Consider the following 13,608-nt stretch of genomic DNA (forward strand, 5'->3'; position numbering starts at 1 on the left):
AAGGGCAACCATGAGCCAGACCGTCGAGGATGCGCTCAAAGCAGCAAAGCTGTACACGGATAACCAGATCTACCGGATGATTAAACTGCCCGCCCGTGGGGTCGTCGCAGCGGCGGGCGTACTGTCGGAAATCAACGAGCCGTTTGGCGCGGTGATCCTCGACAAAGATGAGGTCACGCTGGTGCTGCCGGACGAAGCGCTCACCGATTTTGCCCGGCGTTTGTATGGTCACACAGCCAGCGCCGCCACCTATCGTCTGATCACCTTTGATGTCGAACTTGAACCGACGCTGACGGGCTTCATGGCGCGCGTCGCGGCGGCGCTGGCGCAAGCGGGCGTGACGATTCTGCCCTTCGCCGCGTACAGCCGTGATCATCTGCTCGTGCCGACGGAGCAGTTCAACACAGCGTGGTCTGCGCTCCAAGGGATCACCGGTTAGCCTCACCCCTTACCCGTTCTCCCAAGGACTGGGGGTGAGAGAAACAGGAATTGACGCATGAACATGCAGTTTTTCGATGAAGATCACGCGCCCCAGGCGCGCGAGAACGTGAAGATCGAACAGCTCGAAGTCGTGGTGTACCCGGATCGCTTCCGCGTATATATTCACATTCGGGTCACACCGTTTCTGGAGCGCCCCAACCTGCTGCTGGCGGCGCGGTCGGAAGCGGGCAAGATCGTGAGCGAGTTGAGCATTATCGAAACGATGCATCACGATATGGAATTCACCATGCATCTGCGCGGTTTGCAAGACCCGGTGGGTACCTACACGCTGACCGCCGATTTGTTCTACGAGACGCGCAACCCGCCGCTGCATCGTGTGGAGCAAATGTTTGTCGTGCCGAGCGAGTCTGAGGTTGAAGAAGAGTAGCCTCACCCCCTCTCCCAAGGGAGAGGGGAGAAAAGCTGGCCTCACCCCTAACCCCTCTCCCAAGGGAGAGGGGAACAGACACTAGGAGTTCAATGTGCGGTTGTGGTTGAAGGATGCGCGGGCGCGGGAAGTCGTCGAACATGGGCAGGCGGAGCATCCGCGCGAAGCGTGCGGCGTGCTGCTCGGTGTTGGAGACGAAGTGCGGCGTGTCGTGCCAATCCGCAATGTGGCAGATAACCCTCTGCATCAGTATCGACTGGATGAGCGTGAACTCGCGCGGGTAATCGGCGGTGCGGATGGGCTGGAGTTGGTCGGTTTCTATCACACCCACCCCAACGGCGACCCGATTCCCTCGCCCGTCGATGTGGCACAGGCAGCCTACCCCTCTACCCCATTCCTGATTATGGGGCTGAAAGATCGTAACTCTCCCCAATTCGCAGTTTGGCTTATTGACTACACGCAAGTGAGTCGTGTTGAGCTGCATCTGAGCGACTCGGCGCCCGACTGGGAGGCCGCAAAACCCCTTAACGGGACACCGCGAATCGCCATATTGACAAGCGCGCTGATCGCCTTCATCCTCATGATCATACTGTCTCTTGCCTTGCTGCCGCCCGCGCCGCCGATTCCGAAATAGGCCGTCCAGCGCTGGCAGTTCACCGGAGTTGACCTTATGGCTTATGTTCTCATCGCGCTGCTCGGCATTATCGTGGGCGGCGTGATCAATATGCTCGCCGATGATTTGCCGCACCGCCGCCGTGTCCAGTTTCCCCCACGCTATCCCGATCTCAGCCCACGACCGCCAAGTGCCTGGCTCGGGTTGACGGCATACCTATTCAATAAGCGCGTGGCACCGAGCGGCGCCAAGCTCAACTGGCGCTACCCCGCGACCGAACTGCTCACCGCCGGATTGATGCTGCTGGCGCTATTCAGCACGGAAAACGACCCAAAAATGACGGGTTTGCAGTTCGCCTTCTGGCTGATCTATATGGCGATTTTCACGCTCATCACGGTGATCGATCTCGAACATCGCCTGATTCTGTTCGTCGTCGTCATCCCGTCGTATGTGGTCGCGTTGATCGACGCGGCGACGACGGGTTACGGCGCGGATCTCGGCGAGGCAATCCTCGGTGCGCTTGTCGGTTTCGGCGTGTTCTTCCTACTGTATATGGGCGGATTCCTGTTCACGTACATCCTCGGCAAGCTGAATGGGCGGCAAATCACCGAGGTCGCCTTCGGCTACGGGGATGTGATGCTAATCACGCTGTCGGGGTTGGTGCTCGGCTGGCAGCCGCTGATCGCGACGATGTTCATCACCGTGTTCCTCGGCGCATTCGGGGCGATTCTGTATCTGATTGTGCGGCGCTTGGCGGGTCGACACTATTCGCTGTTCACGCCGCTGCCGTATGGGCAGTATATCGTGATCGCGACCGTGCTCATGCTGCTGTTCAGCACGGAAGTCACAGCGATTTTGTTCCGCCCGGGCGTGTAGCCTCACCCCGAGCCCCTCTCCCAAGGGAGAGGGGAATAACAATGGCATAAGCGGCAGACGCGATAAATCGCGTTCCTACGAAAGTCAGTTGTGGGTTGCCGCAGGACGGGTGATGACGCCGCCGCCGAGGCACAGATCACCATGGTAAACGACCGCGCCCTGCCCCGGCGTGATATCGCGCAGCGGCTCGTCAAAGGTGACGCGCATCCGCGCATCCGGCAGCGGCTCGACGAGCGCGGGCGCGGGCTTAGCCTTATAGCGGATTTTCACCTCCGCGCGGAAGGGCTCAGTCGGTGGTTCCCCGCTCACCCAGTTGACGCGCTGGGCAATCAGTTCGCGTGAGCCGAGTTCATCGGCTGTGCCGACGATCAATGTATTGGCGACAGTTTGAATGTCGATCACATACAACGGCTCCGGGCTGGTCACGCCTAAGCCTTTGCGCTGACCAATCGTGTAGTTCGAAAGGCCGCTGTGCTCACCGAGCACCGAGCCGTCACGGCGAACGATGATACCGGGCGTCATCATTTCCGGCGCGTGCTCGCGCAGGAAGCGGCGATAGTCGCCATCCCCCAAGAAGCATAAATCCTGACTATCTTTCTTACTGGCGGTTGGGAGGCCGAAGCGCGCGGCGATTTCGCGCACCACCGGCTTGGCGAATTCGCCCACCGGGAAGAGCGTATGGCTCAACTGGGCCTGCCCCATCACACTCAGGACATAGCTCTGATCTTTGGCGTCGTCCAGCCCCTTACGAAGCTGAAACTTGCCATCGTCACCCTGCGCGATGCGGGCATAGTGCCCGGTCGCGAGGTAGTCGGCATCGAGCGCGAGCGCGTTTTTGAGCAGGAAGTCGAAGCGAATGTGACGATTGCATTCCATGCACGGATTCGGCGTCACCCCGTCACGGTGACCGTCGATGAAGAAGTTGACGATGATGTTGCGAAAGACTTCTTTCGTGTCCAGAACGTAGAAGGGGATCTTTAGTTTGTCGGCGATGCGCCGCGCATCGTGCATCTGATCAGGCGTGCAGCAGCGGTTGTGCGCGGTGATCGTCTCTTCGGACCACAGCTTCATCATCATGCCGATCACGTCGTAGCCGCGTTCGACGAGCAGCGCCGCCGCGACCGATGAATCAACGCCGCCGCTCATGGCGACGACGACACGTTTGCGTTCAGTCACAGTAAAACCTCAACTTAGGACTGAGGACTGAGGGCAAAGGACTGAGTAAAATACGCTAACGCAGCAACAGATCGGAAATGGTCAACCTCTCCGTATGCGTCAAAGCAAATGTTTTGCTCAGTCCTCAGTCCTTGTTTGACTCAGTCCTATGCTTTCAGGATGTGCAATTTGGCGACGACGGCGGCGAGGGTGTCCACTGCGTATTCGATGTCTTCGGCGGTCGTATCCTTACCGACGGTCATTCGCAGGCTGCCGAGCGCTGCTTCCGGCGAGCAGCCGAGCGCCAGCAGCACGCTGGACGGCTCCGGATTGCCCGTCTTGCAGGCCGATCCGCTGCTCACGGCGACGCCGCGCACATCCATGTGCATCACGAGCGTGTTACCGTCCACACCATCGAGGATGAAGCTGGCATGGGAAGGTAAGCGCTGCGTCGGATGACCGGTCAGATATGCGGCGGGAACGGTCGAGAGCACACCATCGATGAGCAGATCCCGCATAGCCTGCAAATGGGCAGTACGATCGTCAAATTCGGCGTAGGCGAGTTCCAATGCCTTCGCCATGCCGACGATCCCGGGCGTGTTGGATGTGCCCGCGCGGCGATTGTTCTCGTGCGCGCCGCCCGTCTGCACAGCAGCGAGGTCGACGCCATCACGGAGCACCAGCGCGCCGACGCCCTTCGGCCCGTAGAACTTGTGCGCGGACAGGCTCAACATATCCACGCCGAGTGCGTTCAAATCGAGTGGAAGCTGACCGCCCGCCTGCACCGCGTCGGTGTGCATCAGCACGCCGCGTTCGCGTGCCAACACCGCGATCTGCGGGATGGGCTGGATCGTGCCGATCTCGTTATTGGCATAGACAACGCTAACGAGCGTGGTATCCGGGCGCAGGGCGGCGACAACGTCCTCAGGATCGACTAGCCCATGCGCGTCAACGGGGAGCAGCGTCCGCTCGAAGCCCAGCATATCGGCGAGCTGGTTGACGGTGTTGACGACAGCGGGATGTTCGATGGGCGTGGTGATGAGATGCCGCCCCTGCCCCACCCGACTCCACGCCGCGCCGCGCACGGCAAGGTTGTCACTTTCCGTGCCGCCGCTGGTAAAGATGATGTTCTCCGGTTCCACGCTCAGAATCCGCGCCATGCTCTCGCGTGACTCTTCAATCGCGCGCTCTGCCGCCCGTCCAAAGCGGTGCGCGGACGAACCATTGCCGAAGTCCTGCGTGAAGTACGGCAGCATGGCTTCGAGCACGCGCGGATCGGTCGGCGTGGACGCCGAATGATCCAGATAAACTGAACGTGACACCGTGTGATTCTTTCCCCTAGAGAATTTCGTCTATTTTACCTGAGAATATTCCCTGTGTCAGGATCCGTCATTCGGGCGCTTTCGACATGCGTAAATCGAAAGTCGCGGTATCATAGATACGTTTTGTTCTGAAAACGATCCCATAGGAGATCAATCATGTCGATCATCGAACGCATTCACGGGCGCGAAGTACTGGATTCGCGTGGCAATCCTACGGTAGAAGTCGAAGTTACGCTGGCGGACGGCGCGTTTGGCAGCGCGATTGTGCCGAGCGGCGCCTCGACGGGCGAATATGAAGCGCTGGAACTGCGCGACGGCGATAAAAGCCGCTACGGTGGCAAAGGCGTCTTGAAGGCGGTCAGCGCCGTCAATGGCGCGATTGCCGAAGCCCTGACCGGCGAATACGCGCTAAATCAGGTCAGCGTCGATCAGATCATGCTGGATCTGGACGGAACGCCGAACAAAAGCAACCTCGGCGCGAACGCCATCCTCGGCGTGTCGCTGGCAGTGGCGAAGGCCGCAGCGGAATCGGTCGGCCTGCCGTTGTATTCGTACCTCGGCGGCGTGCACGCGCACACCCTGCCTGTCCCCATGATGAACATCATGAACGGCGGCAAGCACGCCATCGGCGCGACAGACTTTCAGGAATTCATGGTCATGCCCGTGGGCGCGCCGACCTTCCGCGAAGCCCTGCGCTGGGGCGCGGAAATCTATCAGGCGCTCAAGGGCATCCTGCACAAGAAGGGCTTCCTGACGACGGTCGGCGACGAAGGCGGTTTCGCGCCCTCGCTTGGTTCGAATCAGGCGGCGCTCGACGTGATCATGGAAGCCATCGTCAAAGCGGGTTACACCCCCGGCGAACAGATCCGCATCGCGCTTGACCCGGCGACGTCGGAACTTTTCAACAAGGAAGATGGCAAGTATCACCTCGACATCGAAGGGCGCGTGCTCTCCGGCGAAGAGATGGTAGAATTCTGGGCCGACTGGGCGAATCGCTACCCGATTATCTCGCTGGAAGACGGCCTCGCGGAAAACGACTGGGCGAACTGGTCGAAGCTGGTGGCGACGATTGGAGACCGCGTGCAGATCGTCGGCTATGACCTGCTCGTCACCAACGTCGAAAAGGTCAAGCGCGCGATCAAGGAAAAGTCGGCCAACGCGCTGCTGTTCAAGCTGAACCAGATCGGTTCGCTGACCGAAGCGCTCGCCGCCGCGCAGCTCAGCCAGCGCCACAACATGACCGTCGTCAGCAGCCACCGCAGCGGTGAATCGGAAGACACGACCATCGCCGATCTCGCCGTCGCGATGAACGCCGGACAGATCAAAACGGGCGCGCCTTCCCGTACAGACCGCATTGCCAAGTTTAATCAACTGCTGCGTATTGAAGAAGAGCTAGGAAGTGCGGCAAAATATGCGGGACTAGCTGCGTTCAGCAACCTAAAACTAGACATCTAGCCCGTAGAAGAGAGGCGTGGAATTGATCAGCAATCGCATCAACGGTAAGCGCACAAAGGTCGTCGCCACGATTGGACCGACTTCACGCGATGAAGAAACTATCCGCCAGATGATTCGGACGGGTCTGGACGTCGCCCGAATCAACTTCTCCCACGGCGATCACGAGACGCACAGCAAAGCCATTGACGATGTGCGCCGCATCGCGTATGAAGAAGGGGCGGTCGTCGCGATTCTGTGCGACATTCAGGGCCCGAAAATCCGGATCGGCAAGATCGCCAACGAACCGATCGTGCTGCAAACCGGAGACAAGATCACCTTGACGCTGGACGAAGCCGACGGCACGAACAATGTCGTCAGCCTGCCCCACCCTGAATTCGTGCGCGACATCAAAGCCGGAATGCCCTTGCTGCTCGACGACGGCAAAATGGAATTCGTCGTCCGCGCCACGACGGGTCGTTCACTCATGTGCGAAGTGGTTGTCCCCGGCAACCTGACTTCGCGGAAAGGCGTCACCGCGCCAAACGCGAAACTGACGCTTTCGGCCATCACGGAAAAAGATCGCCGCGATGTGGAATTCGCCATCTCCAAGAACACAGAATATCTGGCCATGTCGTTCGTCCGTTCGGAAGACGACATCCGCGAAATGCGGTGGCTGATCCGGCACTTGGGTGGTAACGCGGCGATCATCGCCAAAATCGAAAAGCACGAAGCGCTGGAGAACATTGAGTCCATCGTGGACTCCAGCGACGGCATTATGGTGGCGCGCGGCGACCTCGGCGTGGAAACGCCTGCCGAAGAAGTGCCGTTCCACCAGAAGCGCATCATCCGCCTCTGCAACGCGACCGGCAAGCCCGTCATCACCGCAACGCAGATGCTCAACTCAATGGTGGATAACCCGCGCCCAACGCGCGCCGAGGCGAGTGACGTGTACAACGCCATCCTCGACGGCACGGACGCCGTGATGTTGAGCAATGAAACGGCGAGCGGCATGTACCCGATCCGCGCGGTCGAAACGATGGTCAACATCGCGGCGATTGCGGAACAGCACATCATTCGCGGCGCGGCGCAGGATCGGTCGATTGTGAAGACCGAACTGGAAGGCCGCGAGGCGATTTCGGATGGGATCAGCCAAGCCACCTGTCAGATCGCAGAGACACTCAACTGCAAGGCGATTGTCACCTCAACGCTGACGGGTTACACCTCGCGGCGCGTGGCGAAAGAACGCCCGCGCACGCCGATTCTGTGCGTGACGCCGAATGAAATCACGTATCGCCGCATGGCGCTGGTGTGGGGCGTCTTCCCGCTGCTCGTGCCCGAATTCAACACCATCGACGAGATGATCGGGATCGTGGTGCGCGCCGCCGTCAATGCGCGGTTGGTGCAGCTCGGCGACTTGCTCGTGATCATCGCCGGTGTGCCGTTCGGCATCGGCGGGCAGACAAACTTCCTGAAGATTCACACCATCGGCGAAGCGGGCGAGCTGGAACTGCGGTAACAACACCTCACCCCTAACTCCTCTCCGAAGGGAGAGGGGTAACAGGAATAAAGACGGACGCTCTAAGAGCGTCCGTTTGTTTTGGCGGGAATGAAAAGAGGACGACGGTTACCTCGTCCTGTCCAGACTAATCAGTTGCTTCAGGCGTCGTCGCTCTCGACGAATTCGAGCGAAGCGCGCGGGCGCACATGACTCGACGCGGCGCTGGTCGGCGCGGTGCGTTCGCCGCTGTAGTTCGGGAGCGCCGCCGCGCAGTGCGGGCACAGATCCCACGAGAGTTCGAGCATGCGACCACAGCGCGGGCAGGGTTTCTTCAAGCGCGTGTGGCAATTTGGGCACGCCTGCCAATCATCGCGGACGCGCTGTTTGCAACCGGGGCAAATCGGCTTTTCCTCGATCTCCTGCAGGAGCGCTTCTTCTTCGAGCGAGCGCTCGTAAGCCTCCGACAGCGTTTCGCGCGGACGGAGGAACAGATAGATCAGCAAACCGGGAAACGTGAGCAGCGCCACCATGAGCGCTACGAGAATGTGCGCCAACGCGTCACGAGAGCGGGCACGCATATCGCGGTACGTCCATATGATCATCGCCAGCCACGCCGCTGCCAAAACCATGCCGCCGTAGACGACAATGCCTGTTAAAATTCCGTCGTTGATAATCATCTACACACCTCAAGCGTACAAATTCAGTATAACAGCGGCCCTCCAGTGGCGCAATTGCCCTCACCTTCACAAAGAATCATTTCATAGTAGAATGACAAGCATATATTTCCCGACTTACTAAGGGACATTCATCGGTGACACCTTTGACCCGCTTACTCGCAGATGGTGCCAGCGGCCTGACCAATGCAGAACTCATCGCCGTCTTCTTCGACGGTGAAACAGAGACCACGATCACATTCGCCCAGCAGCTTTTGTCCAGCTATACGGACTTACACAATCTGGCCCAAGCAACCCCGATCGATTTGCAGCGGCTGACGCCAGCACCTACAGCGGGTCGCATCCTCGCCACCTTCGAACTCTGCAAACGACTGGCGCGCGAACAGACGCAGGAGCGCCCGGTAATCGCCAGCGCCGCCGATGCGGCCGCCCTACTGGCAGATATGGCGTATCTGGCGCAGGAGAACGTGCGCGTACTGCTGCTGGACATTAACCGGCGGGTGATCGCCGCGCCGACGGTGTATATCGGCACGTTGACAACCTCGGTTCTGCGCGCCTCAGAGATTTATCGGGAAGCCATCGTACGCGGAAGCGCCATGCTAATCCTCGCGCACAATCACCCATCCGGGGATCCAACGCCGTCGCCCGAAGACGTCGAGATGACCCGGTCACTGGCGGCGGCGGGTCGTCTGCTGGATATCGCGTTGGTTGATCATCTGATTATTGGGCGGGGGAAATGGGTATCGCTGCGGGAAATGGGGTTTAGTTTCTAGGAACATCTTCGCCTGAAACCAACGGCAAACCTCACCCCTAGCCCCTCTCCTACAGGAGAGGGGAATACCGCAGAGCGTTAGCCGAGAGGAATTTCGTGACCATCGGCGAGCAGCGAGATCTCACTCACGTACACATCGTATTCGTGACCGGAAGCGTAGAAGCGAAACACGGTGATCGCATCCGGGCGGGGCAGCAGCGGCTGCGTGAGCAGGTTGCCGCTCTCGTAGATGTACCACGTATCCTGATTCACAATTTCGTGCTGGGTGCAGCCCGCACTGTCACAGTTGAGCGGGTAGTTCAGCTCCGGCCTGAACGTCGAGAAGAAGCCGTGAATCCAGCTCACGAGCTCACCGCCGCGCTCATTGGTGGCCGAATCGACGGGATAGTAGTCCATGCGCAGCATGAGCGGGCATTCGCTGCCCTGTGACCCACACGTACTCAGCGAGTGCCCGGCGACTTTAAACGTCGCGCGAACCGACAGATAGGTGAGCCTGGACACGTCAAAGCCCTGCGTGCCGAACGACAGCGAGCATGACGTTTCAGCGTGCGACACCGCGCCATCGTCGCGGTAGAAGTTCATGGTAGGGCGGCTATCTTCGGTCAGCAAGCGATAGATACCGTCCGGCGCGTCGTTTTCGACGCTGTTGCAGCGCCAGGTATAGGCTGAACGCGAATTCGGATCGTTGTAATCGGCAACGTTCTCGGGTGTGAAGGTCCGCGAACCAATCAAACTGGTGAGCGCGAGCGATGTGTCGAGCGTGTCGGTGTCAACCTGATAGATGATCGTTTCGCCTGCGGGAATGCGATCACTACCCTGCTGTCCCGGTCGAATGAGGACCGCCTCGCCCCCGTTGTTGGTCACCGCGACCTGCGTCCCCACGGCGACAATTGAGTACTGCCCGGGCGCGGTCAGCCAGACGGCGGTCCCCTGCGTCGTGCGCAAGGTGATCAGGATATCGCGCCCCAGATTTTGTGGGATGTACACGTCGATATCGCCATACACCGAGGCAAAGTCCATCCAGTAGGCTTGGGTGCCCCAGTCAAAACGCGGGCGAGAAACGTTTTTCATGTCGACAGCCGAACCACTCTTGAGAGTGACGGTGGCGACAGCCAGATTATCGTGATTCTGGTCGAACACAGTGAGCGCCGCCTGCGAAATGGCATCGGTGCTGATGAGCGCGCTGTTGAACAACTGTACGCCTGTGCGCACGCCCTGCTCCAGCATATCGGAACCGACGACGACGGCCGTCCCGCGGCTGACGCGAAGTTCGGACTCCATCGGCATCGTCGATTCGAACAGAAAGAGGTACGCACCAATCACCGACGCGACACAAAGCAGACAAAAGATCGCGAATGAAATGAGCAGCACACCCCACGCCACCCGCTGCGTGCGATCAAGCGATGCTGATGGAATGATCGACTCTGCCACTAGCTTACCCCCGTTCCATGCGCGGGCATTATAACACAACGTCCGCGTGGAGGGCGGCGATGAGCCAACAGCGTCGAGTGATCGGTGGCTAGTGCACACCAGAGTTTTGATGTTCACACCCCACAGCGGCGTGGATGCATAAATAACAGGATCCCTCTACCTAGAGAGGATAACGGTCAGGTATAATAGAATGAAACAGTTGTGGTACGTGGAGAAAAAGCGGTCATGTCGGGTCATAGTAAGTGGTCAACGATCAAGCGCAAGAAGGGCGTGGCGGATGCGCAGCGCGGCAAAATTTTCACGCGCATCGCGCGCGATATTGCACAGGCGGCGCGTGAAGGCGGCAGCGACGAAAATTCGAATGCCAAGCTGAAGCTGGCGATCCAGAAAGCAAAAGCCAGCAATATGCCCAAGGAAAACATTGAACGCGCGATTCTGCGTGGCACGGGCAAGCTCGATGGCGCGGACATGGAAGAAGTGACGTATGAAGGCTACGGCGTCGAAGGCGTCGCCTTCCTGATCGACACGCTGTCGGATAACAAGAACCGCACGCTAGCCGAAATCAAGCGGGTGTTCAACAAGGCGGGCGGCGCGCTGGCGTCGGCGGGGTCGGTGGCGTGGCAGTTCGAGCAAAAAGGCTCGATTGAACTGGCCGGCGACAACCTCGACTTTGACACGGTGTTCATGACCGCCGCCGAAGCGGGCGCGGAAGACGTAGTCGACGACGAGGGCGCGATCACGGTGGTCACCCCGCGTGAAGCGCTCGCGCTGGTCGAGGAAGCGCTGACCGCGGCGGGCTATGTCGTGGAAAACAGTGAACTTAAGTGGATCGCCAAGAACGAAACAGAAGTCAGCCCGGACAAAGCGGTGGCGAACATGCGCATTATGTCCAACCTCGAAGAACTGGATGATGTGCAAGCGGTCGCCAGCAACCTGATGATCACCGATGCGGCGCTTGAGGCTTTCGAGACCGCCTAAGCGATGCTGTCATTAGGGATCGATCCGGGAACAGCCACGGTCGGGTACGGCTTGGTCAGAGAACTGAATGACGGTTCTCTCCAAGCCGTCGATTACGGCGTGATCACCACGCTGCCGTCGATGCCCATGCCCGAACGCCTCAAGTTGATCTACGACGGCGTCACGGCGCTGGTCGAACGCCATCAGCCGGATCGCGCAGCGGTCGAAGATTTGCTCTTCGGCAAAAATGTGACGACGGCGATCACGGTGGCGCAGGGGCGCGGCGTGATTCTGCTGGCGCTGGTCAACGCGAAAGTGCCGACGCAGGAATTCAAGCCGACGTTCGTCAAACAGTCGATTTCCGGGTATGGTGGCGCGAAGAAACCGCAAATGCAGGAGATGATCCGCATGCTGTTATCACTGGAGACCATCCCCCGCCCCGATGACGCCGCCGACGCGCTCGGCATCGCCATCACTGACTTGCACACAGCTCGATATAATTCATACTAAATACAGCACGGATCGCCGCGAGACGCGTCGAGTTAACGCGCGTCTCGGTAGGGGTGAGGCACGTCTCGCCCAGAGGTCGCTATGATCGCCAGTCTGGAAGGGAAAGTGGCCGTCTCCGCCTTCGATCATCTGGTCGTGGTCGTGAACGGCGTCGGTTTCAAGGTCTTTACGCCGCGCGGCACGGTCACGGCGCTGGAAGGCGAATCGGTCTATCTGCACACGGAGATGATCGTGCGCGAAGATGCGATTACGCTCTATGGCTTCAGCTCAGTGGCGGAACGCGACGTATTCAACAAGTTGATCATGGTCAGCGGCGTCGGACCAAAAGTTGCGCTGTCGGTGCTGGGCAGCGTCAGCATCGACACGCTGCGGAATGCAGTCGCGACCGGGCAGCCGGATCTGCTCGGGCGCATCCCCGGGGTCGGCAAGAAGACCGCCGAGAAAATCGTGTTTGAACTCAAGGATAAGCTCAAGGGCGCGGACGGCATCATTGCGGCGAGTTCAGCGGGCAACGTCGACAAGGATGTGATGGACGCCCTGATCGCCTTTGGCTACAGCATCGCAGAAGCGCAGGCCGCCCTCCAGTCGATTCCGCCGGAGACGCCGAAGGACTTCGACGAGCGGATGCGCCGGGCTTTGCAGTATTTCATTTAGCTAGCAACCTCACCCCCTGCCCCTCTCCTAAAGGCGAGGGGAGAAAAGCAGGAATGAAGTATGGCTACACCAATTGTAAATCTCGGCGTGCGCGCCGATGTGTTGGATAAGGGCTTCGTGGAGCTGCTCGACTACATGCCGCACCCCGCGACCAATGTCTCGGGCGATCTGGCGATCGTCAACGCAGCCCGCGTCAGCTTTATGGGCGAGAGCAAAGGCGAAGACGCCGACCGAAAGCTGCTGTTCTATCTGCTGAAGCATCAGCACACCAGTCCCTTCGAACAGGTGCAGTTCAAGTTTCGCGTCAACGCGCCGCTGCTCACCTACTGGCAGTGGATCCGCCATCGCACATTTCACTATCAGAGCGTGAATTCGCAGTCGGGGCGCTACACGCCATTTGACGAGAATGACTTCTATGTGCCGAGTGTCTGGCGGCAGCAATCGAAGAGCAATAAGCAGGCAAGCGAGGGCGAGATCGCGCCCGAGAAGTCCGCCGACCTGATGCAGAAACTGCTGGCACACTATGATCAGGGCTACAAGCTGTACAGCGAGGCGCTGGAAGCGGGTGTGTCGAAGGAAATGGCGCGACTCTTCCTGCCGGGATTCAGCGTGTATTACACGTGGGTGATGTCCGTTGACGCGCTCAACCTGATGAACTTCCTGCGCCTGCGCATGGCCCCAGACGCACAGTATGAAATTCGCGTCTATGCCGAGACGATTTACGAGAAGTTCTTCAAGCCGGCGCTGCCGTGGACGGCGCAAGCCTTCGATCAGTTTGTGCTCGGGATTGGCGAGGCGAGCGATCCGACGTCGGATTGAATGCGAACCTCAGTTTTAGAAACAC

General features: G+C 59.4%; 15 protein-coding genes. 11 read left to right on the top strand and 4 right to left on the bottom strand.

Features of this window, described 5'->3' with window-relative positions; genetic code table 11:
• The first annotated feature begins 10 nt into the window (after positions 1–10).
• The 4 genes from IPK17_RS01255 (at position 11) to IPK17_RS01270 (ending at position 2,357) form a co-directional block, all read left to right on the top strand.
• Complete coding sequence (locus IPK17_RS01255) at positions 11–439, top strand: ACT domain-containing protein (RefSeq protein WP_343415853.1); 429 nt, start codon at positions 11–13, stop codon at positions 437–439.
• A 57-nt stretch (positions 440–496) separates the two neighbouring features.
• Positions 497–868, top strand: a complete 372-nt coding sequence (locus tag IPK17_RS01260; RefSeq protein WP_343415854.1) for a hypothetical protein — start codon at positions 497–499, stop codon at positions 866–868.
• Between the two features lie 94 nt (positions 869–962).
• On the top strand, positions 963–1,502 hold the full coding sequence (locus tag IPK17_RS01265) for a M67 family metallopeptidase (RefSeq protein WP_343415855.1): 540 nt from the start codon (positions 963–965) through the stop codon (positions 1,500–1,502).
• Positions 1,503–1,538: 36 nt separating this feature from the next.
• Positions 1,539–2,357, top strand: coding sequence for a prepilin peptidase (locus IPK17_RS01270; protein WP_343415856.1), 819 nt, complete (start codon positions 1,539–1,541; stop codon positions 2,355–2,357).
• Between the two features lie 84 nt (positions 2,358–2,441).
• Here the strand turns inward: IPK17_RS01270 and mnmA are convergent, their stop codons facing one another.
• Both mnmA and IPK17_RS01280 read right to left on the bottom strand, forming a co-directional pair.
• Positions 2,442–3,533 (bottom strand): tRNA 2-thiouridine(34) synthase MnmA, encoded by a 1,092-nt coding sequence (mnmA, locus tag IPK17_RS01275; RefSeq protein ID WP_343415857.1) that lies wholly within the window; start codon positions 3,531–3,533, stop codon positions 2,442–2,444.
• 146 nt (positions 3,534–3,679) lie between these two features.
• Positions 3,680–4,834 carry a cysteine desulfurase family protein gene (locus IPK17_RS01280; protein ID WP_343415858.1) on the bottom strand — a complete coding sequence of 385 codons (1,155 nt, stop codon included), beginning with the start codon at positions 4,832–4,834 and terminating at the stop codon, positions 3,680–3,682.
• Positions 4,835–4,990: 156 nt separating this feature from the next.
• Here IPK17_RS01280 and eno point away from each other — a divergent pair, with 156 nt between their 5' ends.
• Both eno and pyk read left to right on the top strand, forming a co-directional pair.
• Positions 4,991–6,289 carry a phosphopyruvate hydratase gene (eno, locus tag IPK17_RS01285; RefSeq protein WP_343415859.1) on the top strand — a complete coding sequence of 433 codons (1,299 nt, stop codon included), beginning with the start codon at positions 4,991–4,993 and terminating at the stop codon, positions 6,287–6,289.
• Positions 6,290–6,305: 16 nt separating this feature from the next.
• The gene (gene pyk, locus IPK17_RS01290; protein WP_343415860.1) at positions 6,306–7,784 is read left to right on the top strand and encodes a pyruvate kinase; all 1,479 of its coding nucleotides are present in this window, start codon (positions 6,306–6,308) and stop codon (positions 7,782–7,784) included.
• Between the two features lie 140 nt (positions 7,785–7,924).
• On the opposite strand, the gene IPK17_RS01295 is transcribed toward pyk, so the two are convergent.
• On the bottom strand, positions 7,925–8,443 hold the full coding sequence (locus IPK17_RS01295; RefSeq protein ID WP_343415861.1) for a zinc ribbon domain-containing protein: 519 nt from the start codon (positions 8,441–8,443) through the stop codon (positions 7,925–7,927).
• A 134-nt stretch (positions 8,444–8,577) separates the two neighbouring features.
• On the opposite strand from IPK17_RS01295, the gene IPK17_RS01300 reads away from it, so the two are divergent.
• Positions 8,578–9,213 (top strand): JAB domain-containing protein, encoded by a 636-nt coding sequence (locus IPK17_RS01300; protein ID WP_343415862.1) that lies wholly within the window; start codon positions 8,578–8,580, stop codon positions 9,211–9,213.
• Positions 9,214–9,290: 77 nt separating this feature from the next.
• Here the strand turns inward: IPK17_RS01300 and IPK17_RS01305 are convergent, their stop codons facing one another.
• Positions 9,291–10,643 carry a hypothetical protein gene (locus IPK17_RS01305; protein ID WP_343415863.1) on the bottom strand — a complete coding sequence of 451 codons (1,353 nt, stop codon included), beginning with the start codon at positions 10,641–10,643 and terminating at the stop codon, positions 9,291–9,293.
• A gap of 225 nt (positions 10,644–10,868) precedes the next feature.
• Between IPK17_RS01305 and IPK17_RS01310 the strand changes: the two genes are divergently transcribed.
• From IPK17_RS01310 to thyX, 4 genes are all read left to right on the top strand, one after another.
• The gene (locus IPK17_RS01310; RefSeq protein ID WP_343415864.1) at positions 10,869–11,621 is read left to right on the top strand and encodes a YebC/PmpR family DNA-binding transcriptional regulator; all 753 of its coding nucleotides are present in this window, start codon (positions 10,869–10,871) and stop codon (positions 11,619–11,621) included.
• A gap of 3 nt (positions 11,622–11,624) precedes the next feature.
• Positions 11,625–12,110, top strand: a complete 486-nt coding sequence (gene ruvC, locus IPK17_RS01315) for a crossover junction endodeoxyribonuclease RuvC (RefSeq protein WP_343415865.1) — start codon at positions 11,625–11,627, stop codon at positions 12,108–12,110.
• 81 nt (positions 12,111–12,191) lie between these two features.
• Entirely contained in the window at positions 12,192–12,764 is a 573-nt protein-coding gene (ruvA, locus tag IPK17_RS01320; RefSeq protein ID WP_343415866.1) for a Holliday junction branch migration protein RuvA, read from the top strand.
• 60 nt (positions 12,765–12,824) lie between these two features.
• Complete coding sequence (gene thyX / locus IPK17_RS01325) at positions 12,825–13,583, top strand: FAD-dependent thymidylate synthase (RefSeq protein WP_343415867.1); 759 nt, start codon at positions 12,825–12,827, stop codon at positions 13,581–13,583.
• Positions 13,584–13,608 lie beyond the last annotated feature (25 nt).

The sequence above is a fragment of the Candidatus Flexifilum breve genome (assembly GCF_016713355.1).